Here is a 22775-nt window from a genome sequence, read left to right on the forward strand (position 1 = left end):
GCGCGCCCTCGCCGAGCACGACATCGGGCTACGCCCGTTCGGCGTCCCGGTCGCGTTTGGCGTCGCGGGCGGCCCAGGGCGCATCCGGACGCCGCAGGTCGCGGAGGCGTCCCCCTCGCAGGGCCGCCTGAGCGGCGAGTGCGCCGACGACCATCGTCGGGTTCTGGACGCGTCCGGCGAAGATCGCGTCCACGAGGTCGTCGAGCGGCACCAAGACGACGTCCATGTGGGCCTCTTCGCCCTCCAACTCGAAGCCGTCCGGACGCGGCGCGGGCTCCAGTCCGCGAGCCAGGAACACCCTCAGCGACTCCTGCAGGCAGCCAGGCGAGGTGAAGTAGTCCACCAGGACGTGCCACTCCCTCGCCTGGACGCCCGCCTCCTCGGCCAGCTCGCGCTGGGCGGCGCTGAGCCAGTCCTCGCCGTCGAGATCGAGCAGTCCGGCGGGCGGCTCGATGAGCCGGAACCCGACCGGATGCCGGTACTGGCGGACGACCAGCACGCGGTCCTCAGCGTCGACGGCGATGACACCGACCGCCCCGGTGTGCAGTAGGTAGTCGCGGACCATCCGCTCCCCCGAGGGCGTCTCCACGCGGTCCCGGACGAAGCTCTGGATCACCCCGCGGCCCAGCACCGAGTGCTCCACGACCGGCCACGACAACCGCTCGTCGGCGATCTCGGACGCCGTCAGGACCGGCAGGTCGAGCATCAGTGGACCTCGGAGAACAAGCTCGAATCGGCCTTGCGCTGGACGGCAGCCTTGATCAGGCCCGCGAACAACGGATGGGGCTGCGTCGGCCGCGACTTGTACTCCGGGTGCGCCTGCGTGGCGACGAAGTACGGGTGCTGCGACCGGTCGAGTTCGACGAACTCGACGAGGGTCCCGTCCGGCGAGACGCCCGAGACGTGCAGGCCTGCGGCCTCCAACTGGTCGCGGTACGCGTTGTTCACCTCGTAGCGGTGCCGGTGCCGTTCGGTCACGTCGGTCGTCCCATACGCCTCGGCCACCAGTGAGCCGGACGTCAGCTTCGCCGGGTACGAGCCCAGCCGCATCGTCCCGCCCAGGTCGCCGCCGCCGGCGACGATGTGCTGCTGCACGGCCATCGTCGAGATCACCGGCGCCTTGGTGTCGGGGTCGAACTCGGTGGACGCCGCGTCGTCCAGTCCGCACAGGTCCCGGGCGACCTCCATGACCATGCACTGCAGCCCCAGACACAGGCCCAGCGTGGGCAGTTGGTTCTCGCGTGCGTACCGCAGCGCGCCCAGTTTGCCCTCCACGCCGCGGATGCCGAAGCCGCCCGGCACGACGACCGCGTCGACGTCGCCGAGGTTCGCCTGCGCACCCTCAGGGGTCTCGCACGTGTCGGACGCCACCCAGCGGATGTTGACCTTCGCCCAGTTCGCGAACCCGCCGGCGCGCAGCGCCTCGGAGACGCTCAGGTAGGCGTCCGGCAGGTCGATGTACTTGCCGACCAGCGCGACCGTGACCTCGTGCTTGGGGTGGTGGACCCGCTCCAGCAGGTCGTCCCACTTCTTCCAGCCGACGTCGCGGAATTTCACCCCGAGCCGGCGGACGGCGTAGGCGTCCAGACCTTCGGCGTGCAAGACCTTGGGGATGTCGTAGATCGACGGGGCGTCCGGGCAGGAGATCACGGCCTCCTCGTCGACGTCGCAAGCGTTGGCGATCTTGCGCTTGATGCTGTCGGGGACGTCGCGGTTGGCGCGGCAGACGATGGCGTCCGGCAAGATGCCGACCTGGCGCAGGGCAGCGACCGAGTGCTGGGTGGGCTTCGTCTTCATCTCGCCGGAGGGTCCGATGTAGGGCACCAGCGACACGTGAACGAACAGGACGTTGGCGCGTCCGATCTCGCGCCGGACCTGCCGCGCCGCCTCCAAGAACGGCAGCGACTCGATGTCGCCCACGGTGCCGCCGATCTCGTGGATCACGATGTCGACCCCCGGACGCGCCATGGCGAGCATCTCGTCCTTGATCTCGTTCGTGATGTGCGGGATGACCTGCACGGTGTCGCCCAGGAAGTCGCCGCGACGCTCCTTCGCGATGACGTGGGAGTAGACCTTGCCGGTCGTCACGTTGGCGTCCGCCGAGAGCGCGACGTTGAGGAAGCGCTCGTAATGGCCGATGTCGAGGTCAGTTTCGGCGCCGTCCTCGGTGACGAAGACCTCGCCGTGCTGGAACGGGTTCATGGTGCCCGGATCCACGTTGAGGTACGGATCGAGCTTCTGCATCGTAACCCGCAGCCCGCGGGCCACCAGGAGTGAGCCGAGGCTGGACGCCGTCAGACCCTTGCCGAGAGAGGAGGCGACGCCTCCGGTAACGAAGATGTGCTTGGTCTGCCGCGTCTGTCCCACGGGGTTCCAGCCTATAACGACGTTCGGACGCCGCACGACCACGTCCGTCCGGGGTGGCGGAATATCGCCCAGCCCGCCCGGGTTGACGCCCTCATGCGAGTGGAGATCTTCAGCGACGTCGCCTGCCCCTGGTGCTACATCGGCCTGACCCGGTTCGGCCGTGTCCTGGACGCCTTCGAGCACCGCGACGACGTCGAGGTCGCGCTGCGCTCGTTCCAGCTGGACCCCACCCTGCCCGAGCGCTACGACGGCACCGAGGCCGACTACCTGGCGGCGTCCAAGGGGCTGCCCGAGAACCGCGTCCGGGGCATGTTCGCGATGGTCGAGCAGGCGGCGGCCTCCGAGAACTTGACCCTCGACTTCGATCGGCTCCAGGTCGCGAACACCTGGCGCGCCCACCGGCTCATCCACGCCGCAGCCGATCGGGACGCCTCGGCGGCGTGGGCCACCAAGCTCGCGCTCCTGCAGGCGCATTTCGTGGACGGCGAGTCGATCAGCGATCCTGAGGTGCTGCGCCGGATCGGCATCGCCGCTGGCCTGACCGAGGACCAGGCCGCGGCCGCGGCGTCCGGCTCGGCCCTGCCGACGACCGAGGGTGACGGTCTGGACGCCGAGATCCGGGCTGACCTGGAACTGGCCGCCGCGTACGGCATCACCGGCGTTCCGTTCTTCGTGTTCGACGCGAAGTACGGGGTGTCCGGGGCGCAGCCGGCGGAGAACTTCGCCCAGGCGTTGGCTCAGGCCTGGGCTGAGCGCGACCCGGCCTGAGACTGGCGTGCGCCCCGGCGGTTCATCGCTGGACACGCCTGACCCGACCCGGTTCGATTGAGCCATGAGCGTCGAACTCGCCGAGGTCCGAACCTTCCTGAGGTCCCACGCCCCCTTCTCCGACCTGACCACCGGCTCGATGGACAAGCTGGTCAACTCGCTGACGTCGAGGTACTACCGGCGCGGCTCGACGCTCGTCAGCGTCGGCCAGCCGAACGCGTTCATGTACATCCTGCGCTCGGGCGCGGTCGACATCGTGGACGCCCACGGCGCGCTGGTCGAGCGCGCCGACGAGGGCGCGTGCTTCGGCATGTCGAGCGTGATGTCGGGCGGGCCGTCCGGGTTCACCATGACCGCCGTCGAGGACACGCTGGTGCAGCTGATGCCGGCAACGGTCTTCCACGAGCTGCTGCGGACCGAGCCGCCCTTCATGGCGTTCTTCATGCGCCAGCAGGCCGGACGCGTCCGCTCGGCCGTCCGCGCGGTCAACGTCGACGACGCCGGCGGCGCCATCCTGCGGACGCGCGTCTCTGACATCGCCAAGCGCGCCCCGATCACGATCGATCGGTCAGCGTCCATCCAGGACGCCGCCGTCGCCATGTCGGACGCCCGCGTCTCGGCCATCCTCGTGACCGCCGGCGGACGCCTCGCGGGCATCGTGACCGACCGCGACCTGCGACGCGTCGTCGCCGAGCAGCGGGACGCCTCGGCGTCCGTGACGTCTCTGATGACGCCGGACCCGCGCACGGTGACCGGCGACGCCCTGGCGTTCGAGGTGTTGATGGGCATGACCCAGCAGCGCATCCATCACTTGCCAGTCGTCGACGAGGCTGGGGCGTGCGTCGGCATGGTCACGGCCGGCGACCTGATGCGGCTCGAGCAGAACAACCCCGTCTTCCTCGTGGGCGACATTGCTGCGCAGACCACGGTGGAGGGCATCGCCACCTCGACGCGGCGGCTGGCGTCCGTGGTCGAGACGCTCGTCTCCCAGGGCATGGACGCCGACGACGTCCAGCGGGTCGTGACCTCGGTGGGCGACGCTGTGGTGCGGCGGCTGTTGAACCTTGCCGAGTCCGAGTTGGGGACGCCGCCCGTCAAGTACTGCTGGGTCGCGCTGGGCTCGCAGGCGCGGATGGAACAGGGCGTCAACTCCGACCAGGACTCGGCGATCCTGCTCTCCGACGAGGCCGGCCCCGAGCACGCCGCGTACTTTGCGGGGCTCGCGTCCCGAGTGGTCGACGGACTCGAGGCCTGCGGGTACCCCCGCTGTCCGGGCGACATGATGGCGTCCAACCCCGCCTGGCGATTGCGAATCTCCGACTGGGCCGTCCAGTTCGCCCAGTGGATCAACTCCCCCGATCCGGAGGCCCTGCTGAACGCCCAGACGTTCTTCGACATGCGTCCGCTGTACGGCGACAACGCGCTGCACTCGGTGCTCGCGTCCTCGGTGGCGGCCGCCGCGCCCAAGTCGCCGCGCTTCCTGCAGCAGCTGGCGACGCAGGCGCAGGCGTGGAAGGTGCCGCTGGGCTTCTTCCGCGACTTCGCGGTCTCGGACTCCGGCGACCACCGCAACACCCTGGACCTCAAGGCCGGCGGCATCGCGGCGCTGGTCCAGATGGGACGGCTCTTCGCGCTGTCGCGGGGTCTGACCGCGGTCAGCACGGCGGCACGGTTGCGGGCGGCGGCGGCGGCCGGGGCCCTGTCGAACGAGAACGCCGAGAACTTGATCGAGTCGTTCAACTTCATCTCCGAGATCCGGCTGGCCCATCAGGCGCGGCAGATTCGGGCCCGCGTCGAGCCGGACAACCGGGTCAACCCCGCCGATCTGAGCGCGCTGGAGAAGCGCCAATTGCGAGAGGCGTTCGAGATCGTCCGGAAGATGCAGGGCGCGCTCGGGCACGTCTACCAGACGCAGTACACCTCCTAGGGCGAGCGGATGGCACTCTTCGGCTTCGGTGACCCGGCCCGGGCGCGGGACAAGGCGGCACGCTCGGCCCGCGGCCCGCTCGCGGACTACTACAAGGTGCCGCTGCAGCCGCCGAGCACGCCCGCAGACGAGCTTCGGCTGCTCGCGATCGACATCGAGACCACCGGCCTGGACGCCGCACGCGACGCCTGGCTGTCGGTGGGTTTCGTCCCGGTGGACGGCCACTCGATCGTGCTGGCGGGCGCCCGGAACCTGGTGCTGCGAGGGGCGGATGTGGGCCAGTCGGCGACGATCCACGGGCTCACCGACGACGTGATCGCCGCGGGGCTGCCCCGCGAGGACGTGCTGGCGGCCACGCTGGAGGCGCTGGCCGGACGCGTCCTGCTGGCGCACTTCCACTCGATCGAGGTGAACTTCATCTCCAAGGCGTGCGTGGAGCTGTACGGCGCCCCTCTCGTGACGCCGGCCGTCGACACCCTGGACCTGCAGCGCAAGCTGGTCGCACCGGGCTTCAACGACGAGCCGCGTCCGGACGACCTGCGGCTCTGGAACGCTCGGGCCCGCTTCAACCTGCCGGTGTACGGCGCCCACGAGGCCTTGACGGACGCCCTGGCCTGCGGGGAGCTCTACCTGGCCCAGTTGGCGCATCGGGGCGGCGAACCGACGCTGAAGGCGTTGACCGCCTGATCAGGAGCGGCGGGCCCCGTCAAGAGGTGAGGCGGTCCCGAACCTCATCGAGAAACTCGTCCACCGCCGCGGGTAGGTAGCCGTCGCGACGCGCCAAGCGGAACGTCACGTCAACGACCAGGGCCAGGGCCTCGCTCCGCCCACCGGGCGTCGTGAGGTCTTGCTCGCTCAACCGGACGGAGAAGGAGTCCACCTCGTCCGGGTTGTCTCCACCGCGACCTCGGACCGGAAAGTCGGGTACGGGCAAGAGCGATACCCAACGCGACGAGCGGAAGTGTGGCCACCTCCGCGCTCGATGTGCTTTTGGATCCATCCGTTCGAGGTGACTACCTCGGCGTTGTTCGGGTCGCAGGCGCCGTGGCCTCCGTCCGTCGGCTGGCACGGCCAGACGGCAAGCAATTGTGGGGGACGCTAGCCAGCGGCGTCCGAATGGCCATAATGGTCAGACCGAACCAACGGCGGTTCGGACGACAGGAGCACCTGGAATGTGCAACGACACCCTCGTCTCGGATCTGCGGCTCTCGCTCGGGCAGGACCAGATCAAGGACCGCCCACTCGACCTGGCCCGGATGGCGCACGACGCGTCCCACTACCTGCTGCAGCCGAGCGTGGTGGTCGTGGCGCGAGACGGGTTCGACGTCGCCGAGGCGGTCCGCATCGCGTCCCGCCATCGCGCCCCGGTCACGTTCCGCTCGGGCGGCACGTCGCTGTCCGGGCAGGCCCAGACCGACGGCGTCCTGATCGACACCCGCAAGGGCTTCCGGGGCGTCGAGGTCATGGACGCCGGCGCTCGCGTCCGCTGTGAGCCGGGGGCCACGGTCCGGTCAGTGAACGTCGCCCTGGCCCCGTACGGACGGGCGCTGGGGCCGGACCCGGCGTCCGAAGTGGCCTGCACAATCGGCGGCGTGGTCGCCAACAATTCATCAGGGATGGCCTGCGGAACCACCCGCAACACCTATCGCACCCTCGCCGGAATCGAAGTCGTGCTGCTCTCGGGCACCCGCATCGACACCGCCGCGCCGGACGCCGACGTCCACCTGCGCCACTCCGAGCCGGCCCTGTTCGAGGGGCTGCTGCGCCTGCGGGACCGCGTCCGCGGCAACCCGGACTCCATGCGGATCATCGCCCACCAGTTCTCGATGAAGAACACGATGGGCTACGGCATCAACGCGTTCGTCGACTTCGACTCCCCCGCCGACATCCTCGCCCACCTGATGGTCGGCTCCGAGGGCACCCTGGGCTTCATCCTCGCGGCCACGTTCGACACCATCCCGGCGTACAAGCAGCTCGCCACCTCACTGCTCGTCTTCGACCGCATCGACGGCGCCACCGCCGCCCTGCCCGCCCTCGTGGAGGCCGGCGCCGCCACCGCGGAACTCATGGACGCGGCGTCCCTGCGCGTCGCGCAGAACCTGGCCACGGTCGTCCCCGCGCTCGTCGGACTCAACGTCGAGGCGCATACCGCGCTCCTCGTCGAGGCCCAGTGCGAGACCCCAGGCGAGCTGGCCGACCGCGTCGCCGCCCTGTCCGGCGTGGTGGGCACCCTCGGCGGACTCGTTCCGCTTGCCAAGCCGTACGTCTTCTCCACCGACCCGCAGGAGCGCGCCCAGGCGTGGGTCGTCCGCAAAGGCCTCTACACGGCGGTGGCCGGCGCGCGGCCGTCCGGCTCGACGGCCCTGCTCGAGGACGTCGTCGTGCCGATGCCCGCGCTCACCGAGACCGTGGGCGAGATCCAGCGGCTGTGCGGCCGGTACGCCTACGACGACGCCGTGATCTTCGGCCACGCCAAGGACGCCAACCTCCACTTCATGATCAACCCCGACCTGCGCGACCCCGCCCAGCTGGACGCCTACGCCCGCTTCTCCGACGAGCTGGTCGACCTGATCCTCGCCGCGGACGGCTCCCTCAAGGCCGAGCACGGCACCGGACGCATCATGGCCCCCTTCGTCGAGCGCCAGTACGGAACCGAGCTCTATGGCGTCATGCGCGACGTCAAGGCGCTCTTCGACCCCGAGGGCGTGCTCAACCCAGGTGTCATCATCACCTCCGACGCCCAACTGCACCTGCGCGACCTCAAGGTGCCCGAGGTCGTCGATCCGGCCGTCGACCGCTGCGTCGAGTGCGGCTACTGCGAGCCGGTCTGCCCGTCGCGCGACCTCACCACGACCCCGCGGCAGCGCATCGCCCTCATGCGCGAGTTGAAGGCGTCGGACGCCGACCGTCGCGCCGCGATCGAGGCCGACTTCACCTACGACGCCGTCCAGACCTGCGCTGCCGACTCGTTGTGCCTGCTCAACTGCCCGGTCTCAATCGACACGGGCAAGGTGATGAAGGGCTTCCGCGCCGAGGCGCAGTCGCCCGTGGCCCAGAAGGTCGCCCTGCAGCTGGCCGAGAACTGGGGCTCGGTGGTCCGGGGTCTGCGGCTCGGCATGGAGGTCGCGTCCGTCGTGCCGTCACCGGTGCTATCGGTCGTCACAGACGTCGGACGTCGCGTCGTCTCGACCGACCTGCTGTACCGGGTGGGCGACGACCTGCCCGGACCAGGGGTGTCGCGCAAGACCCGGCACCGCCGGGCGCCCGGCGAGGTCGTGCTGTTTGCGTCCTGCCTCAACGAGATCTTCGGGTCGGCGACGGCGACCCGCAAGGACAAGCACCAGGGTGCGCCCTTCGCGTTCCTGGCGCTGTGCGATCGGGCGGGCGTCAAGGCGCAGATCCCCGAGGGCATCGAGGGACTCTGCTGCGGCACGGTGTGGCGATCCAAAGGCCTCACCGACGGTCTCGGCACCATGGCCGAACGGACGGCGTCCGTCTTGTTGACCGCGACCCGCGACGGCGAGGTCCCGGTCGTGACGGACGCGAGCTCCTGCACCCACGGGCTGCACGAACTGGCGTCCGACCTCGTCAAGGCCGGAAAGCCCGACCTGGCCGAACGGTTCGCCCGCATCGAGATCATCGACTCCGTGGCCTACGCAGCCCAGCACCTGCTGCCACACCTGCGGGTCACCCGGAAGCTCGGCTCGGCGGTGCTGCACCCCACCTGCTCGGACCGGCACGCGGGCGACCTGCCGCACCTGCTCGCCTGCGCGCAGGCGTGCGCCGACACGGTCATCGTGCCGGACGCCGCCGGCTGCTGCGCCTTCGCCGGCGACCGCGGCATGCTGCACCCGGAGCTGACGGCGTCCGCGACCAGGGCGGAGGCGTCCGAGGTGAGAAAGGCGACGTACGACGCGTACCTGTCCAGCAACCGGACCTGTGAACTCGGCATGACCCGTGCCACGGGCCAGACCTACCGGCACGTCCTGGAGCTGCTGGCGGAGCTGACGGCCTGAGCCTCAGTCGCGCTCGCGGCTCCACAGCAGCGAGGCGTAGGACGAGCGGATGTGCGCCTCCACCCGGTCGGCTGCGCGGATGGGCCGGTGGCTCGCGATGGCCTCCAGGATGCCTGTGTGCGCCTCGTGCAACTCCTCGGCGAGCTCGTCCCAGTCCTCGCGCTCTTCGAAGCTCTGCATGATCCACCACCGCATGGCGTCGCGGATGGCGGTCGTCATGTCGGCCACCAGGCGGTTGTGACCTGCCTGCGCGATCTGGACGTGGAAGTGCGTGTCCAGGTCGTTGAATTCATCGCGCGGCACTCCCGGCCGCGCCATGGCGTCCAAGGTCGCATGCATCCGGGCGATCTCGTCCGGCGTGGCGAACTGGGCGGCGAGCCGGCAGCTCCAGCGCTCGAGCATCACGCGGGCCTCGATGGCGTCCGGCATGGGGAAGTTGGACAGCCCGATGTGCAGCTTGAGCAGGCGGGTCAGCGCCGAGGACGACCCCGGCGTGAGGACCGTGCCCCCGTCCGGCCCCTGGCCCACCGAGCTGCGGACGATCCCCATGGCCTCCAGGACGCGTACGGCCTCGCGCACCGAGGCGCGGCTGACGCCCAACTGCGCGGCGAACTCGCGCTCAGGCGGCAGCCGATCGCCGACACGGAGGCGTCCGGTCGCGATTCCTTCCTCGACGAACCCGAGCACCTGTTCGTGGGCTCGCGCACGAGGTTCGTCGGAGGTCCATTCGCTCATGGGTCCATTCTTCCCCGCAGATTCCTCAGAAAATGCTTGACGCTCCGCCCCACGACACTTAGATTCTGCCCAAGGAATGGTCTGACCATTACCACAACCCAGCTGCCCGCCTGCTCATCGAGGAGCAACGCATATGAATACGTTCCAACCCGTCATCTCGCCCCTGGGCCCGCTGTGGCTCTCCGCCCTGGTCGGCTTCCTCCCCATCGTCACGATCTTCGTCACCCTCGGCGTCCTGCGCTGGAAGGCCTGGGTCGCCGGCCTCACCACCCTCGCCGTCGCGATCGTCATCGCGATCGCCGCCTGGCGGATGCCCGCAGACCTGGCCCTGCTGTCGGCCACCGAAGGCGCCGTGTTCGGCCTCTTCCCCATCGTCTGGATCGTGTTCACGGCCATCGTGCTGTACCAAGTCACGGTCGTCTCCGGGCGCTTCGAGGACCTGCGCGGCGTGTTCGCGCTGCTCAGCGATGACCCCCGCGTCCAGGCCATGCTGATCGCCTTCTGCTTCGGCGGCCTGATGGAGGCGCTCGCCGGCTTCGGCGCCCCCGTCGCCATCACCGGCGTCATGCTGATGGCCATCGGCTTCTCGGCCCTGCGCGCGGCATCCGTCGTGCTGCTGGCCAACACGGCCCCCGTCGCCTTCGGCGCGATCGCCATCCCGATCATCACCGCCGGCAAGCTGACCGGCATCCCGTACCAGCAGATCGGCGCGTACGTCGGCCATCAGACTCCCGTACTGGCCGCGGTCGTCCCCCTGTTCCTCTGCCTGCTGGCCGACGGACGCCGCGGCGTCAAGGACTGCTGGCCCGTCGCGATCGTGACCGGCCTCTCCTTCGGCATCGCCCAGTGGATCAGCGCCACCTACCTGTCCGTCGAGCTGACCGACATCATCGCGTCGCTGGTCGGCCTCGGCGCGGCCGCCGTGTTCCTGCGGTTCTGGCAGCCGTCCGGGACGGCCGATGCGGCGTCCCGACTTCTGAAAGACCGCGAGGCCGAGCTGGCGTCCATGACTGAGACCGAGCGGGCGCAGCTGCCCCAGCACCAGGCCCAGGAGAAGCGCGCCCTGACCGGTGGCCAGATCGGAATGGCGCTGTTCCCCTACCTGCTGGTCATCGTGGTGTTCTCGCTGGCCAAGCTGATCCCGGCGGTCGCGTCCTGGCTGGCCAGCACCGACGTCAAGATCTCTTGGCCCGGCCTCGACGGACGCGTCCTCACGCTGGCCGGCAAGCCCAACAGCTCGACCATCTACAACTTCCAGTGGCTGAGCTCCCCCGGCACGATGCTCATCATCTGCGCGCTCATCGTGGCCCTGGTCTACAAGGTGTCGATGAAGGCCTTCCTCGGCGAGATCACCGGGACCGCCTACAAGATGCGGTTCTCCATCCTGACGATCGCATCCGTCCTCGCCCTGGCCTACGTCATGAACCTCGCGGGCATGACCATCACGATCGGCACCTTCATCGCCGGCGCGGGTGCGGCCTTCGCGTTCTTCTCGCCGATCCTCGGCTGGCTCGGCACGGCGGTGACAGGATCCGACACCTCCGCCAACGCCCTGTTCGCGACCCTGCAGCAGACCGCCGGCAAGACGGCCGGCATCGATCCCACGCTCCTCGTCGCCGCCAACACGGCGGGCGGCGTGGTCGGCAAGATGGTCAGCCCGCAGAACCTCACCATCGCGGCCACCGCGGTGGGCCTGCTCGGCCGCGAGTCCGACATCCTGCGCAAGATGCTGCCGTGGAGCCTCGGCCTGCTGGTCATCCTGTGCCTGCTCGTGGGTCTGCAGTCGACTCCCGTGCTGTCCTGGATGCTCCCGCACTTCTGATCCGGAAACCCTTACCAGGAGTCATCATGACCACCACCTCCACCTCCCCGGGGCGTTCGTTCGCGGACGCCCCGGGGTCGGGCAAGACCGTCGCCCTCTTCGCGGCCTGCGCCAACGACGTCATGTTCCCCCAGGCGCCGATCGCCACCACCCGGCTGCTCGAACGGCTTGGCTGCCGGGTGGTGTTTCCGAAGAAGCAGACCTGCTGCGGCCAGCCGCTGGTCAACACCGGGTACTACGACGAGACCGTGCCGATCGTGCGTAACTTCGCCAAGGCCTTCGAGGGCTACGACTACGTCGTCGCCCCCTCGGGGTCGTGCGTAGGCGCCGTCCGGCATCAGCACCAGATGCTCGCCGATCACGCTAAGGATCCCGGCCTGCGCCGCGACGTGGACGCCGTCGTCGCGGCCACCTTCGACATCAGCGAGTTCCTGGTCGACGTCCTGGGCGTGACCGACGTGGGCGCGTACTTCCCGCACGTCGTCACCTATCACCCGACCTGCCACTCGCTGCGCGTCGCGCACGTCGGCGACAAGCCGATGCGCCTGCTGCAGGCCGTCCGCGGGATCACGATCAAGGACCTTCCGGACGCCGACCGCTGCTGCGGCTTCGGCGGCACCTTCGCGCTGAAGAACCCGGACGTCTCGGTCGCCATGGCAGCCGACAAGGCCCGCAACGTCGCGTCCACCGGGGCCGAGTACCTGGTCGCCGGCGACAACCTGTGCCTGCTGAACATCTCGGGCGTCCTCGGGCGCCAGCAGTCGGGCATCAGGCCCATCCATCTGGTCGAAGTGCTCGCCTCGACGGAGGAGGAGTCATGAGCAAGAAGCTGCCCGTCGTCACGTCCCGCGGCGGCACGGTGGAGCCGCCCCGGCTGACGCCGGCGCCCCCACCCGGACGCCTCATCGACTCGCCGCGCTTCCCGGCGCAGGCCAAGGTCGAGCTGGGCAATCCCGTCCAGCGCAAGAACCTGCATCACGCGATGACGACCATCCGCGACAAGCGGGCCAGGGTCGCGGGCGAGCTCGACAACTGGGAGGACCTGCGCCTGGCCGGCGAGGCCATCAAGAACCGGACGCTGCGCCACCTGGACACCTACCTCGTCCAGCTCGAGGAGAATCTGACCGCCGCCGGAACAGAAGTCCACTGGGCCCGCGACGCCGAGGAGGCCAACCGGATCATCGTGGGCCTGGTCGAGGCGTCCCTGGGTGAGACCCGCGAGGTCGTCAAGATCAAGTCGATGGCGACACAAGAGATCGACATGAACGAGGCCCTCGAAGAGGCCGGCATCGCCGCCTGGGAGACCGACCTCGCCGAACTGATCGTGCAGCTGGGCCACGACCGCCCGAGCCACATCCTGGTTCCGGCGATCCATCGCAACCGCTCCGAGGTCCGCGAGATCTTCAACGCCGAGATGGGCACCTACGGGCGACCCGCCCCCGAGGGGCTCGACACCGAGCCCAAGAACCTCGCCGGGGCGGCCCGTCTGCACCTGCGCGAGAAGTTCCTGCGCTCGAAGGTCGCGATCTCCGGGGCGAACTTCATGGTCGCCGACACCGGCACCCTGGTGATCGTGGAGTCCGAGGGCAACGGACGCATGTGCCTGACGCTGGCCGACACGCTGATCTCGGTGGTGGGCATCGAGAAGATCGTGCCCTCGGTCGAGGACCTCGAGGTCTTCCTGCAGCTCCTACCCCGCAGCTCCACCGGCGAGCGGATGAACCCCTACACGTCGATGTGGACGGGTCCCGCGTCCGGCGACGGACCGCAGACCATGCACGTCGTGCTGATCGACAACGGACGCACCCAGGTGCTGTCGGATCCCAAGGGCCGCGAGGCGCTGCGCTGCATCCGCTGCTCGGCCTGCATCAACGTCTGCCCCGTCTACGAGAAGGTCGGCGGGCACGCGTACGGCTCGGTCTATCCCGGACCGATCGGGGCCGTGCTGACGCCGCAGCTGCGCGGCGTCACCTCGGCCGTGGACGCCTCGCTGCCGTATGCGTCCACGCTGTGCGGGGCCTGCTTCGACGTGTGTCCCGTCCGGATCCCCCTGCCCGACCTGCTGGTGCACATGCGGCACAAGGTCGTCGAGGGGAAGAAGGCGAAGGGCGGCGTCCACACCGAGTCGGCGATCATGAAGGCCACCGGACGCATGTTCTCCCATCCGCGCCTGTGGGCCGCCGCCGTCAACGCGGGAGCCCTCGGCGGCAAGGCGCTGACCGGACGCGTGAAGCACTTCGGGCCGCTGCCCTGGCCGCTGTCGAAGTGGACGAACGCCCGCGACGTCCCCATCCCCCCGACCGAGAGCTTCCGGGCCTGGTACGCCCGGACCCATCACGAGGACGGATCCCTGAAATGAGCACTGAAGCACGCGACGCGATCCTGGGTCGGGTCCGGGCGGCGCTGGCCGACCTTCCCCCGTTGACGCCCGAGGCGGACACGCCTGTCGCCTGGACGTACGGTCAGCCCCGAGCGCTCGACAACATCCTCGACCAGTTCGAGGACCGCATCATCGACTACCGGGCCGCCTTCGAGCGCTGCACCCCCGCGACCCTGGCCGAGCATGTTGTCGGCGCCCTGCAGACGTACGGGACGGCGTCCGTGGTGCTGCCGTCCGGACTCCCACGGTCGATCTCGGACGCCGTCGCGGCGGCCGGCCTCGAGGTGCGGCTCGATGAGCCGCAGCTGACGAGGATCGAGCTGGACGCCACCAGCGCGGTCGTCACGACGTGTGCGGTCGCCGCGGCCGAGACGGGCACGATCATGCTTGATCACGGCCCCGGCCAGGGGCGTCGCGCCCTGTCGCTCGTCCCGGACGTGCACGTCTGCATCGTGCTCGCCGACCAGGTCGTGAGCGACGTCCCCGAGGCGGTGGCCCGCATCGCGCCGGCCATCCGCGAGAGGCGTCCGATCACCTGGATCTCGGGCGGCAGTGCCACGAGCGATATCGAACTCAGCCGCGTCGAGGGCGTCCATGGTCCCCGCACGCTGCACGTCTTGCTGGTGGACGGATCGTGAACCTGACGGAGGTCCCGTCGGCGGTGCCAGACTGAGGCTCATGAGCAGCAGCGGACAGCCCCCGGTCCTCGGACGACTTCTCGATCGGCTGCGAGGCCGTCGGACGCCCACGGCTCCGGAGTCCCGGGGTGCAGCCGAGCGCCGCGCGGTCGAAGACGCCTACGACGACGCGCGTCGGCGTGCTGAGAGCGAGGCCAGCATGCGGCGCATGCCAGGACAGCACATGCCGGGCGGCTTCTGACGTTCCCGCTGCGGTTCTCGGGAACTCACGATTCAACCCTCCCGAAGCCGCGACGCAGGCTTCGACAGGCTCAGCCAACGGACTGGGGCGAGCACAGGGGTTCCTCCGCGTAGGAGCGGGCGCCGAAGATCGCGCTGCCCACGCGGACGCAGGTCGAGCCGTGCTCGATCGCGAGCTCGAAGTCTCCTGACATGCCCATGCTGAGGTCGTCGCAGCCGCCCCCCAGCGCATCGCGGACGCGTCCGCGCAGGCCGGCCATCGTGTCGAAGCACCTGCCCACGACGGCTTGATCGGACGTGTTGGCCGCCACGGTCATGAGGCCGGTCAGCCGCAGCGACGAATACGTCCCCAGCGCCCGGGCAAGGTCGACGACGGCGTCCGGCGCGACCCCGAACTTGGACTCCTCGCCCGAGGTGTCGACCTCGATCAGCACGTCGAGCCCGCGGCCGAGCCCCTGCAGGCGCCGATCGAGAGCCTCTGCCACCCGGAGCGAGTCCAGCGCCTGAAACTCGTGCGCGTGGGCGGCGACGTCGCGGGCCTTGTTCGTCTGGAGGTGGCCGATGAACGACCAGTTGAGTTCGGAGAGGTCGGCCAGTTCGGACGCCTTCGCCGCCAGCTCCTGGACCTTGTTCTCGGCGAACCAGCGCACGCCCGCCCCATAGCACTCGGCGATGTCCGAGGTCGGGTGCGTCTTGCTCACCGGCAGCAGCCGGACGGACTCGCGGCGACGTCCGACCCGATCACAGGCGGCCACGATGCGAGCTTCGACGGCGGCGAGGTTCTCGGCGAGCGGCATGTCACCAACCTACCCAAGGCTGACGGCGGGATGGCGACGCAACGCGTTCGGCGTCGACTGGTAGGAATAATGCATGCCTGCCCGTGTTCCCTGGCGACTCGTCGGAGTCATCGCCGCCGTGTTGCTCCTGACGCTGGTCACCATCGGGGTCGTCCGGGCCTGCGCGGCGCCGCGGGCCCTGACCTCGGCGCAGTACGACAAGCTGATGAAGTCGGGCACGCTGGCCGGCATCGCCAACGACCTCACGGTCGATCCGGGCCGGCCCACGATCAACCTCGAACAGCAGCGGGAGTCTTACCTCAACGTCGGCAGCTGCACCACCTACTGGACGAACGCCACCACCCACCTGCTCGGGCAGTCCAGCGGCCTGCCGACCAACCCGGACGAGGCGGCCATCACCGGCTTCGACACCGAGCTCTGGGACGACACCGGCGCGGCCGCGGCCGCCGTCACCCAATGGGACGTCTGCCTCCAGGACTTCCAAGAGGTCAGCAAGGCCTACAGCTACCCGCTCAAGGTCGTCGACAAGGGCGTCCGGGGCGAGGTCACCTGGCAGTACGCGGAGAACACCGACCTCCGCAACCCCTACAAGATCCTGACGCTTCGGGCCCGCAACGTCATCGCGACCTTCGAGCTGCCGGACGCCCCCGAGCCCGGCTGGCGCAGCGACCTCATCGCGAAGTTCGCCGCCGACATCGCGAAGTACTCGGCGCAGTGACTCGGGTGCTGGTCCTCGGGGGCGGCGGGACCACGGGCATCGCCTGGGAGTGCGGCGTCCTCGACGCCCTGACCGACGCCGGCGTCGACGTCGACGCGGCCGACCGGGTGGTCGGCACGTCGGCGGGTGCGCTGGTGGGCGCCTTCCTCTGCCTCGGCTTCTCGCCCCGCGAGTTGGCCACGACGCTGGTCGACAACGTCCGCACGATCGGACGCCTCGACCCCGGCGCCGTCCTTCGGCTGGTCTCGTCGCAGGTCGGCCGCGATCGGACGGTCGCCATCCGGCGCCTGGCCGCGTCCGGGCGCAACGCCTCCGGCCTCTCCGAGGACGCCTTCGTCGACGCGATCTCGGCGCACCTGGTGGGCCGCGGTTGGCCCGACCGACTGGTCGTCACGACGGTGAACGCGGCCACGGGGCGACCCGTGATCCTGGACGCCGCCGCTGGGGTCGACCTTGGCATCGCCGTTGCGGCGTCCTGCTCGGTACCTGGCGTGTTCCCGCCGGTCAGGATCGACGGCGTCCCCCACGTCGACGGCGGCGTCCGCAGCCCGGCCAACGTGGATCTCGCCGCCGACGCGGACGCCGTCATCGCTCTGGCGCCCTTCCAGCAGGCGTTCGATCCGGCTCGGCGGCCCGGCGTCCAGGCGCGGCAGCTCCCGGCCCGGACGGGCTGGCTCTACGTCCGGCCGGACGCGACCGCCCGGCGCGCGATCGGCCTAGACGCCCTCAGCGCCGCCCGTCGCGAGGGCGCCCGCGCGGCCGGACGCCGCCAGGGCAGGTCCGCCGCCGTCGCGGCCGGACGCATCTGGCGGTAGATGCCCTAGGCTCCCCCGGTGGTCTCGCTGGAAGCCTTGATCGCGTTCGTCCCGATCGCCGCCCTCATCATCGCCGTCCCCGGACCCAGCGTCCTGTTCACCATCGGCCGGGCGCTCACCGTCGGCCGGGCGAGTGCGCTGCGCACGGTGATCGGCAACGGGCTCGGGCTGCTGGTCCAGGGGCTCGTGATCGCGTGCGGTGTCGGCGCGCTGATGTCGACGCTCGCGTGGGCCCTGACCGCGCTGAAGATCGGCGGCGGCCTCTACCTCGTCTGGCTGGGCATCCAGGCGCTCCGCGCCGCTGAGCCGACCGACGACGAGGTGACGCAGCGGCGTCCGGGTTCGGATCTGCGAACCGGCTTCGTCCTGGGCGTCAGCAACCCGAAGACCCTCGTCTTCCTCACGGCGCTACTCCCCCAGTTCGTGCCCGCGACGGCGGACCCCGTCCCGCAGATGCTGGCGCTGTCGGCCATGTTCGCTGTCCTGGCGATCCTGGGCGACACCGTCTGGGCGCTCAGCGCCGCCCAGGCCCGCGCCTGGTTCGGGCGCTCCGCGGGGCGGATGCGGCTGCTCCAGCGCGGCGGCGGGCTCGTCCTCATCGGGCTCGGCGCCTGGACGCTCGCGTCCGGCCAGGCGAAAGGCTGACGAAGCTCCGCAGAGTCACTGCGTGATCTTGCCGAGGCCGAATCAGCAAGGGGCTTCGGCAGGCTCTGCCCATGGATCCCCGGGGAATCGCAGGACTAGGGCCAGCGGGACGCCAGCGAGATCACGGCCAGGGCGGCCAGGATGGCCAGCACCAGGGCGCCGCCGGCGAAGCGTTCGGTGATCTCGGTGAACTGCTTCTCGTAGCCGACCTGCTGCGCGATCGAGCCGTACACGGTCTTCAGTTCGGCGGCCGAGCCCGCCGTGAACGCCTTGCCACCCGAGAGGTCGGCGATGTTCTTCAACTCTGCCTTGTCGACCGGGACCGGCTCCTTGCGGCCGTCGCGCACCACGTAGCCGCCGGCCGTGCCGTAGGCGATCGTGTAGACGGGCACTTTGGCCTTCTTGGCGTCGTTGGCGGCCTGGGTCGAGGTACGGCCAGGCACCGTCGAGTAGCCGTCGCTGAGCAGGACAATGGCGGCCGGCACGGGGGCGTCCGGGTTCTTCGGGTCCGCGGGCGCCAGCTTGATGGCGTCCAGGCACGAATAGACGCCCTCCGCGATCGCGGTCGCGGGGGCCAGCTCCAGGTTGGAGATCGCCCGCTTGACGAGCCCGCGATCCGTCGTGGGCGGGACGAGCATCGTGGCGTAGCCCGCAAACGAGACGAGCGCCGTGTTGAATCCCTGCGGCAGCATGTCGACGAACTGGCTCGCGGCGACCTTCTCGGCCGCCAACCTGTTCGGGTCGATATCCGTGGCCTCCATCGAGAGCGACACGTCGATGGCGATGCAGATCGTCGCGCGGTCGCGGGGCACGTCGACGGCGGCCGACGGCTGCGCGAAGGCCATGTTGAGCGATGCTAGGGAGAGCAGCGCGAAGCCCACCCCGAGGTGGCGCTTCCACGCCTGCTGGCGTGGCAGAAGGCGGCTCAGGCCGTCGATGCCGAACTGGCGGTTGCGCGCGGACGTGCGGCGCGACAAGACGAAGTAGAGGATCAGCAGGACCGGGATCAGGCCCAGGAACATCAGCCGGTCCGGGTAGGCGAACGTGAACTGCATCAGGGCCACCTCGCTCCCAACGAGACCGCGGCGAGCGCGGCGACCACGGCGAACGCGAGGCCGTACCCGGCCCACATCGCGGTGGTCTCCTTCTTGACCTCTTCGAAGCCCACCTGGGACGAGAGGTTCTTGTAGACGTTGTCCAGCTGCCCGGCGCTTTCGGCGGACGAGAAGGTGCCCTTCGTGGCGTTGGCGATCTGCTGCATCAGTTCGCGGTCCGGGGGCACCCGCTCCCGGACGCCGTCGAGATCGACCGACCCGTTCTCGGTGCCGTACGCGATCGTGTAGACGGGAATCTTGGCCTTTGCCAGCGCCTGGGCGGCCTGCAGCGGCGACTCGGTGGCCGTGTTGGCTCCGTCGCTGAGCAGGACTACGGCGCCTGGGGCCGGCTCACCGTTGTCACCCTTGGGTGCCATCTGGACGGCGGCCAGCGCCGTCTGGAGGGCCGGGCCGACGGCCGTGGAGTCCTGCGTGGTGAGCCCGTCGATCGCCCGGAGGGCCAGCCCCCGGTCGGTGGACGGTGGCAGCTTCACCGCCGGGCTGCCCGACAGCGAGACGACGGCCACGTTGTACTTCGGCGGCAGCGTCGAGACGAACTCCTTGGAGAGCTGCTTGGCGGCGTCCAGACGGTTCGGCTTGACGTCGGTGGCCCGCATCGACTGGCTCACGTCGATCACCAACACGATCGTGGCCCGCTCCCGCGGGACGCGCTCGACGCCGTTGGGACGCGCCCAGGCGGCGATGATCGTGACCAGGCTCGCCAGCGACATCGCGACGGCCAGGTGGCGGCGCCACTGCGACTGCCGCGGGATGACGGCGCCGAGGACGGCCGTGTTGGTATAGCGCATAGCCGTCCTGCGCTTGCGGCGCATGATCCAGATGTAGAGCGCCACCATCACGGGCACGACGATCCACCACCAGAGCCGCTCGGGGTTCAAGAACACGTCATCGAGGTTCACACGCTCACCCCCTGCGGAGGCTGGTGCAGCATAGCGGCGGTGCGCCGATAGGCGAGCACGAAGCGGGCGATGTCGTAGACCCAGTCCCGGTCGGTCCGCAAGCTGATGTGGCCGGCGCCGGCGCGCCGGATGGCGATGCGGACCCGTTCGCGCTGGGCGGCAGCGGCCGCGTCGAAGCGGGCTCGCGCGGCGGCGTCCGACGTGTTGACGTACCGCTGGAAGTCGGATTCGGGGTCGCGGATCAGGATGTCGCCGACGTCCGGGAACTCGAGTTCGCGCCGGTCGACGACCTCGACGCAGAGCACCTGGTTGCGGACGCCGAGGCGCCGCAGCGGACGTTCCCAGTCGGGTTCCACGTTGGGATCAAGTTCGGTGTCCCCCGCGCTCAGGAAGTCGGACACCACGACGCGCAGGCCCCGCCGCCGTTGCAGCCGGGCCATGGCCTCGATCCCGGCGGCCAGCTCGAACGAGCCCGCGGAATGGTCCTTGACGATGGGCTCGGTGAGCATCCGGCGGAGCAGGCCGTACAGCGCCATCCGGCCCGAGCGCGCGGGGATGCGGGCGATCTTGTCCGGACGCATGATGAGCCCACCGAAGCGGTCACCCATCTGCTGAGTGAGGAAGCCGATGGTCGCGATGGCGGCGATGCCGAGGTCGCGCTTGGTGACGCCCTCGGTGCCCCAGTTCATGGACGGGGTGACGTCGAGCAGCGCCCACACCTCTAGCTCGCGGTCGGCGATGGTGTCGCGGACGTGCGGGATCTGGGTGCGCGCGGTGACCGCCCAGTCCATCTTGCGCACGTCGTCCTGGCCCGGCACGTAGATGCGCGCGTCGTTGGTCTCGGAGCCCGGACCCGGCAGCAGGCCGCGGTGATCCCCGTGCAGGAAGCCCTCCATGCGCCGGACGATCGTCAGCTCCAGTCGGCGCAGCGCGGCCTCCGGGGCCAGCTTGTTGAGCGGCAGGGTGGCGGCCGTCGGCTCGCGCAGCACCGACGCCAGCGCCCCGAGATCGGGTTCGCTGGCGGGAGTGAAGTCGACGGCTGCCACGGCGTCCTAGGGGCTGGGCGGCGCCTGGGGCGCCTGACCGGGGCTCGGCGGCGGGAAGTTCAGACCGGACGCCGCGGGCGCGGCCTGCGACGGGGCCGGGTACGGCGCCGGCTGGGGCTGCTGCGGAACGTACGGCTGGGCGGCCGGCGGCTGACCATCCGGGTGCTGCTGCGCCGGGGACTGCGGGGCCGGGGCCTGGGGTGCCGGAGGAAGCGGTGCCGCCGGCTGAGGCGTCCGAGACTGAGGTTGGGGGCTGTTCCAGACGGGAGTCGGGGCCGGCACCATCGCCAGGATCCGCTCGACGACCTGGGTCGTCGAGATGTTGTCGGCGACGGCGTCGAAGCCCAGGACGATGCGGTGGCCCATGACGTCCTTGGCGACGGCCTGGACGTCGGTCGGCAGCACGTAGTCGCGGCCGTGGATCAGCGCCAAAGCGCGGGCGGCGGCCGTCAGGCCCAGGGTCGCGCGGGACGAGGCGCCGATCTGGATGATGGACGCGAGATCGGGCATGCCGAACTCGGCCGGCGTCCGGGTGGCGAGGACGAGGCGGACGATGTACTCCGCCACCAGGTTGTGGACGAACACGTGGGACGCCTGGTCCTGGAGCTTGATGACCAGCTCGGGGTTCAGGATCCGCTTCGGCTCAGGCGGCGACACCGACATGCGGCGCAGGATCTCGAACTCCTCGTTGCCGCGCGGGTACGGCACGTCGACCTTGAGCAGGAACCGGTCGCGCTGGGCCTCGGGCAGCGGGTAGACGCCCTCGGACTCGATCGGGTTCTGCGTCGCGATGACGATGAAGGGCTTCGGCACGGGGTAGGTCTTGCCGCCGATCGAGACCTGCTTCTCGGCCATCAGCTCGAGCATCGCCGATTGCACCTTGGCGGGCGCGCGGTTGATCTCGTCGGCCAGGACGAAGTTCACGAAGACCGGGCCGAGGGAGATGTCGAACTTCTCCTGCTGGGCCGAGTAGATGCGGGTGCCGACGATGTCGGAGGGCACCAGGTCCGGGGTGAACTGGATGCGCGCGAAGTCGCCGCCCACGACCGTGGCGAACGTGCGCACGGCCAGGGTCTTCGCCGTGCCGGGGACGCCTTCCAGCAGCGTGTGGCCCTTGGCCAGCAGGCTCACCATGAGCTGCTCGACCATGTGCTCCTGGCCGACGATCACTCGCTGGACCTCGGAGATCGCCTCGCCGAGAATCTTGGCGGCTGCTCCGACGTCGCCCGCTCCGGCGGGGCTGGGTTGGCTGGGGGTCGTCACGCGTGTCTCCTGTGATCTGTCGGCCACCGGCGGGCCGGACGCAACGATACCCGAGCGTCCTGAGCACCGGCCGTGCGCCGGCTAGCGAAGGGACAGTCGCATGGAGGGGCAGGCGGTGTCGACGAACCCCACCTTCTCGTAGATCGGCCGCCCCACCTCGGTGGCATGCAGCTCGGCACGGTCGGCGCCCTGCTCGACGGCCCACTCCAGGAGCCCGTCGAGGATCCTGGTGGCTGCGCCCTGGCCACGGGCGGACGGGAGCGTGGCGATGTTCGCCACGTAGGCCGACAGGCCCCGGCTGCCCGGACTCGGCGGGTTGCGTTGCAGGATCGCCAGCCCGGACGCCACGACCTGACCCGCCTCGTCCGCGACCAGCACGCAGAGATCAGCGTCGGTGACGACGTGATCGGCGAACCATGCTTCGGCGTCCGACTGCCAGCTGTCGTTGGGAGGCGTGCCCATCGAGTCGAACATCAGTTGGCGCAGGTCGACGAGGGCAGCCGCGTCGGACGCCACGGCCGGCCGGATGGTGAGGCTCACGCGCCCGACGATAGTCGGGCCGCGATGTTGCCGGTGCCGTCGGG

The 22775-nt window shown here is 70.1% G+C and carries 22 protein-coding genes; 12 read left to right on the top strand and 10 right to left on the bottom strand.

Annotated elements, in window-relative coordinates; genetic code table 11:
• Positions 1-28: 28 nt before the first annotated feature.
• Both FN821_RS09765 and FN821_RS09770 read right to left on the bottom strand, forming a co-directional pair.
• Entirely contained in the window at positions 29-706 is a 678-nt protein-coding gene (locus FN821_RS09765; RefSeq protein ID WP_131172441.1) for an NUDIX domain-containing protein, read from the bottom strand.
• Positions 706-2367 carry a CTP synthase gene (locus FN821_RS09770; RefSeq protein ID WP_131172440.1) on the bottom strand — a complete coding sequence of 554 codons (1662 nt, stop codon included), beginning with the start codon at positions 2365-2367 and terminating at the stop codon, positions 706-708. Before FN821_RS09770 ends, FN821_RS09765 begins: the two co-directional genes overlap by 1 nt.
• 99 nt (positions 2368-2466) lie before the next feature.
• On the opposite strand from FN821_RS09770, the gene FN821_RS09775 reads away from it, so the two are divergent.
• The 3 genes from FN821_RS09775 (at position 2467) to FN821_RS09785 (ending at position 5749) form a co-directional block, all read left to right on the top strand.
• Positions 2467-3135 (top strand): DsbA family oxidoreductase, encoded by a 669-nt coding sequence (locus FN821_RS09775; RefSeq protein ID WP_206662079.1) that lies wholly within the window; start codon positions 2467-2469, stop codon positions 3133-3135.
• Positions 3136-3199: 64 nt separating this feature from the next.
• Positions 3200-5062, top strand: coding sequence for a DUF294 nucleotidyltransferase-like domain-containing protein (locus tag FN821_RS09780; RefSeq protein WP_131172438.1), 1863 nt, complete (start codon positions 3200-3202; stop codon positions 5060-5062).
• A gap of 9 nt (positions 5063-5071) precedes the next feature.
• Positions 5072-5749, top strand: coding sequence for an exonuclease domain-containing protein (locus FN821_RS09785; RefSeq protein ID WP_131172437.1), 678 nt, complete (start codon positions 5072-5074; stop codon positions 5747-5749).
• A 19-nt stretch (positions 5750-5768) separates the two neighbouring features.
• Here the strand turns inward: FN821_RS09785 and FN821_RS14280 are convergent, their stop codons facing one another.
• On the bottom strand, positions 5769-5942 hold the full coding sequence (locus FN821_RS14280) for a DivIVA domain-containing protein (RefSeq protein ID WP_165489329.1): 174 nt from the start codon (positions 5940-5942) through the stop codon (positions 5769-5771).
• Positions 5943-6234: 292 nt separating this feature from the next.
• On the opposite strand from FN821_RS14280, the gene FN821_RS09795 reads away from it, so the two are divergent.
• The gene (locus tag FN821_RS09795) at positions 6235-9078 is read left to right on the top strand and encodes an FAD-binding and (Fe-S)-binding domain-containing protein (RefSeq protein WP_131172435.1); all 2844 of its coding nucleotides are present in this window, start codon (positions 6235-6237) and stop codon (positions 9076-9078) included.
• Positions 9079-9081: 3 nt separating this feature from the next.
• Here FN821_RS09795 and FN821_RS09800 read toward each other — a convergent pair whose 3' ends face one another.
• The gene (locus tag FN821_RS09800) at positions 9082-9813 is read right to left on the bottom strand and encodes a FadR/GntR family transcriptional regulator (RefSeq protein ID WP_131172434.1); all 732 of its coding nucleotides are present in this window, start codon (positions 9811-9813) and stop codon (positions 9082-9084) included.
• A 133-nt stretch (positions 9814-9946) separates the two neighbouring features.
• Between FN821_RS09800 and FN821_RS09805 the strand changes: the two genes are divergently transcribed.
• From FN821_RS09805 to FN821_RS09825, 5 genes are read left to right on the top strand one after another with little or no spacing between them, the layout of a single operon-like run.
• Complete coding sequence (locus FN821_RS09805) at positions 9947-11635, top strand: L-lactate permease (protein ID WP_131172433.1); 1689 nt, start codon at positions 9947-9949, stop codon at positions 11633-11635.
• Positions 11636-11661: 26 nt separating this feature from the next.
• Positions 11662-12456: a (Fe-S)-binding protein gene (locus tag FN821_RS09810; RefSeq protein WP_131172432.1), complete on the top strand. Its 795-nt coding sequence runs from the start codon at positions 11662-11664 to the stop codon at positions 12454-12456.
• A complete protein-coding gene (locus tag FN821_RS09815) occupies positions 12453-13994 on the top strand; it encodes a LutB/LldF family L-lactate oxidation iron-sulfur protein (protein WP_131172431.1) in 1542 nt (513 codons plus the stop codon). The genes FN821_RS09810 and FN821_RS09815 overlap by 4 nt, the downstream gene beginning before the upstream one ends.
• On the top strand, positions 13982-14653 hold the full coding sequence (locus FN821_RS09820) for a LutC/YkgG family protein (RefSeq protein ID WP_131172481.1): 672 nt from the start codon (positions 13982-13984) through the stop codon (positions 14651-14653). Before FN821_RS09815 ends, FN821_RS09820 begins: the two co-directional genes overlap by 13 nt.
• 40 nt (positions 14654-14693) lie before the next feature.
• Positions 14694-14894 carry a hypothetical protein gene (locus tag FN821_RS09825; RefSeq protein WP_131172430.1) on the top strand — a complete coding sequence of 67 codons (201 nt, stop codon included), beginning with the start codon at positions 14694-14696 and terminating at the stop codon, positions 14892-14894.
• Positions 14895-14964: 70 nt separating this feature from the next.
• Here FN821_RS09825 and FN821_RS09830 read toward each other — a convergent pair whose 3' ends face one another.
• Positions 14965-15690 (bottom strand): YggS family pyridoxal phosphate-dependent enzyme, encoded by a 726-nt coding sequence (locus FN821_RS09830; protein ID WP_131172429.1) that lies wholly within the window; start codon positions 15688-15690, stop codon positions 14965-14967.
• Between the two features lie 73 nt (positions 15691-15763).
• Here FN821_RS09830 and FN821_RS14285 point away from each other — a divergent pair, with 73 nt between their 5' ends.
• Genes FN821_RS14285 through FN821_RS09840 form a run of 3 tightly spaced genes read left to right on the top strand, consistent with a single transcriptional unit; the run spans position 15764 to position 17868 of the window.
• On the top strand, positions 15764-16408 hold the full coding sequence (locus tag FN821_RS14285) for a hypothetical protein (RefSeq protein WP_165489328.1): 645 nt from the start codon (positions 15764-15766) through the stop codon (positions 16406-16408).
• Positions 16405-17223 (top strand): patatin-like phospholipase family protein, encoded by an 819-nt coding sequence (locus FN821_RS14290; protein ID WP_165489327.1) that lies wholly within the window; start codon positions 16405-16407, stop codon positions 17221-17223. Before FN821_RS14285 ends, FN821_RS14290 begins: the two co-directional genes overlap by 4 nt.
• Before the next feature lie 18 nt (positions 17224-17241).
• Positions 17242-17868, top strand: a complete 627-nt coding sequence (locus FN821_RS09840; protein ID WP_131172428.1) for a LysE family translocator — start codon at positions 17242-17244, stop codon at positions 17866-17868.
• Between the two features lie 95 nt (positions 17869-17963).
• Here the strand turns inward: FN821_RS09840 and FN821_RS09845 are convergent, their stop codons facing one another.
• The 5 genes from FN821_RS09845 to FN821_RS09865 form a co-directional block, all read right to left on the bottom strand.
• Positions 17964-18932, bottom strand: a complete 969-nt coding sequence (locus tag FN821_RS09845) for a VWA domain-containing protein (protein WP_421958049.1) — start codon at positions 18930-18932, stop codon at positions 17964-17966.
• Entirely contained in the window at positions 18923-19882 is a 960-nt protein-coding gene (locus tag FN821_RS09850) for a VWA domain-containing protein (RefSeq protein WP_277751023.1), read from the bottom strand. The genes FN821_RS09845 and FN821_RS09850 overlap by 10 nt, the downstream gene beginning before the upstream one ends.
• Positions 19879-20880 carry a DUF58 domain-containing protein gene (locus tag FN821_RS09855; RefSeq protein WP_131172479.1) on the bottom strand — a complete coding sequence of 334 codons (1002 nt, stop codon included), beginning with the start codon at positions 20878-20880 and terminating at the stop codon, positions 19879-19881. Before FN821_RS09855 ends, FN821_RS09850 begins: the two co-directional genes overlap by 4 nt.
• A 54-nt stretch (positions 20881-20934) precedes the next feature.
• On the bottom strand, positions 20935-22191 hold the full coding sequence (locus FN821_RS09860) for an AAA family ATPase (RefSeq protein ID WP_241660197.1): 1257 nt from the start codon (positions 22189-22191) through the stop codon (positions 20935-20937).
• A gap of 81 nt (positions 22192-22272) precedes the next feature.
• A complete protein-coding gene (locus tag FN821_RS09865) occupies positions 22273-22731 on the bottom strand; it encodes a GNAT family N-acetyltransferase (protein WP_165489326.1) in 459 nt (152 codons plus the stop codon).
• Positions 22732-22775: the final 44 nt, after the last annotated feature.

The sequence above is a fragment of the Propioniciclava tarda genome (genome assembly GCF_900182665.1).
Taxonomy (GTDB): Bacteria; Actinomycetota; Actinomycetes; order Propionibacteriales; family Propionibacteriaceae; genus Propioniciclava; species Propioniciclava tarda.

What these genes read in the sequence shown, in the direction of transcription:
- FN821_RS09765 (WP_131172441.1), bottom strand. Translation starts at nt 706, where the DNA reads ATGCTCGACCTGCCGGTCCTGACGGCGTCCGAGATCGCCGACGAGCGG.
- FN821_RS09825 (WP_131172430.1), top strand. Translation starts at nt 14,694, where the DNA reads ATGAGCAGCAGCGGACAGCCCCCGGTCCTCGGACGACTTCTCGATCGG.
- FN821_RS09785 (WP_131172437.1), top strand. Translation starts at nt 5,072, where the DNA reads ATGGCACTCTTCGGCTTCGGTGACCCGGCCCGGGCGCGGGACAAGGCG.
- FN821_RS14285 (WP_165489328.1), top strand. Translation starts at nt 15,764, where the DNA reads ATGCCTGCCCGTGTTCCCTGGCGACTCGTCGGAGTCATCGCCGCCGTG.
- FN821_RS09805 (WP_131172433.1), top strand. Translation starts at nt 9,947, where the DNA reads ATGAATACGTTCCAACCCGTCATCTCGCCCCTGGGCCCGCTGTGGCTC.
- FN821_RS09780 (WP_131172438.1), top strand. Translation starts at nt 3,200, where the DNA reads ATGAGCGTCGAACTCGCCGAGGTCCGAACCTTCCTGAGGTCCCACGCC.
- FN821_RS09830 (WP_131172429.1), bottom strand. Translation starts at nt 15,690, where the DNA reads ATGCCGCTCGCCGAGAACCTCGCCGCCGTCGAAGCTCGCATCGTGGCC.
- FN821_RS09795 (WP_131172435.1), top strand. Translation starts at nt 6,235, where the DNA reads ATGTGCAACGACACCCTCGTCTCGGATCTGCGGCTCTCGCTCGGGCAG.
- FN821_RS09815 (WP_131172431.1), top strand. Translation starts at nt 12,453, where the DNA reads ATGAGCAAGAAGCTGCCCGTCGTCACGTCCCGCGGCGGCACGGTGGAG.
- FN821_RS09810 (WP_131172432.1), top strand. Translation starts at nt 11,662, where the DNA reads ATGACCACCACCTCCACCTCCCCGGGGCGTTCGTTCGCGGACGCCCCG.
- FN821_RS09800 (WP_131172434.1), bottom strand. Translation starts at nt 9,813, where the DNA reads ATGAGCGAATGGACCTCCGACGAACCTCGTGCGCGAGCCCACGAACAG.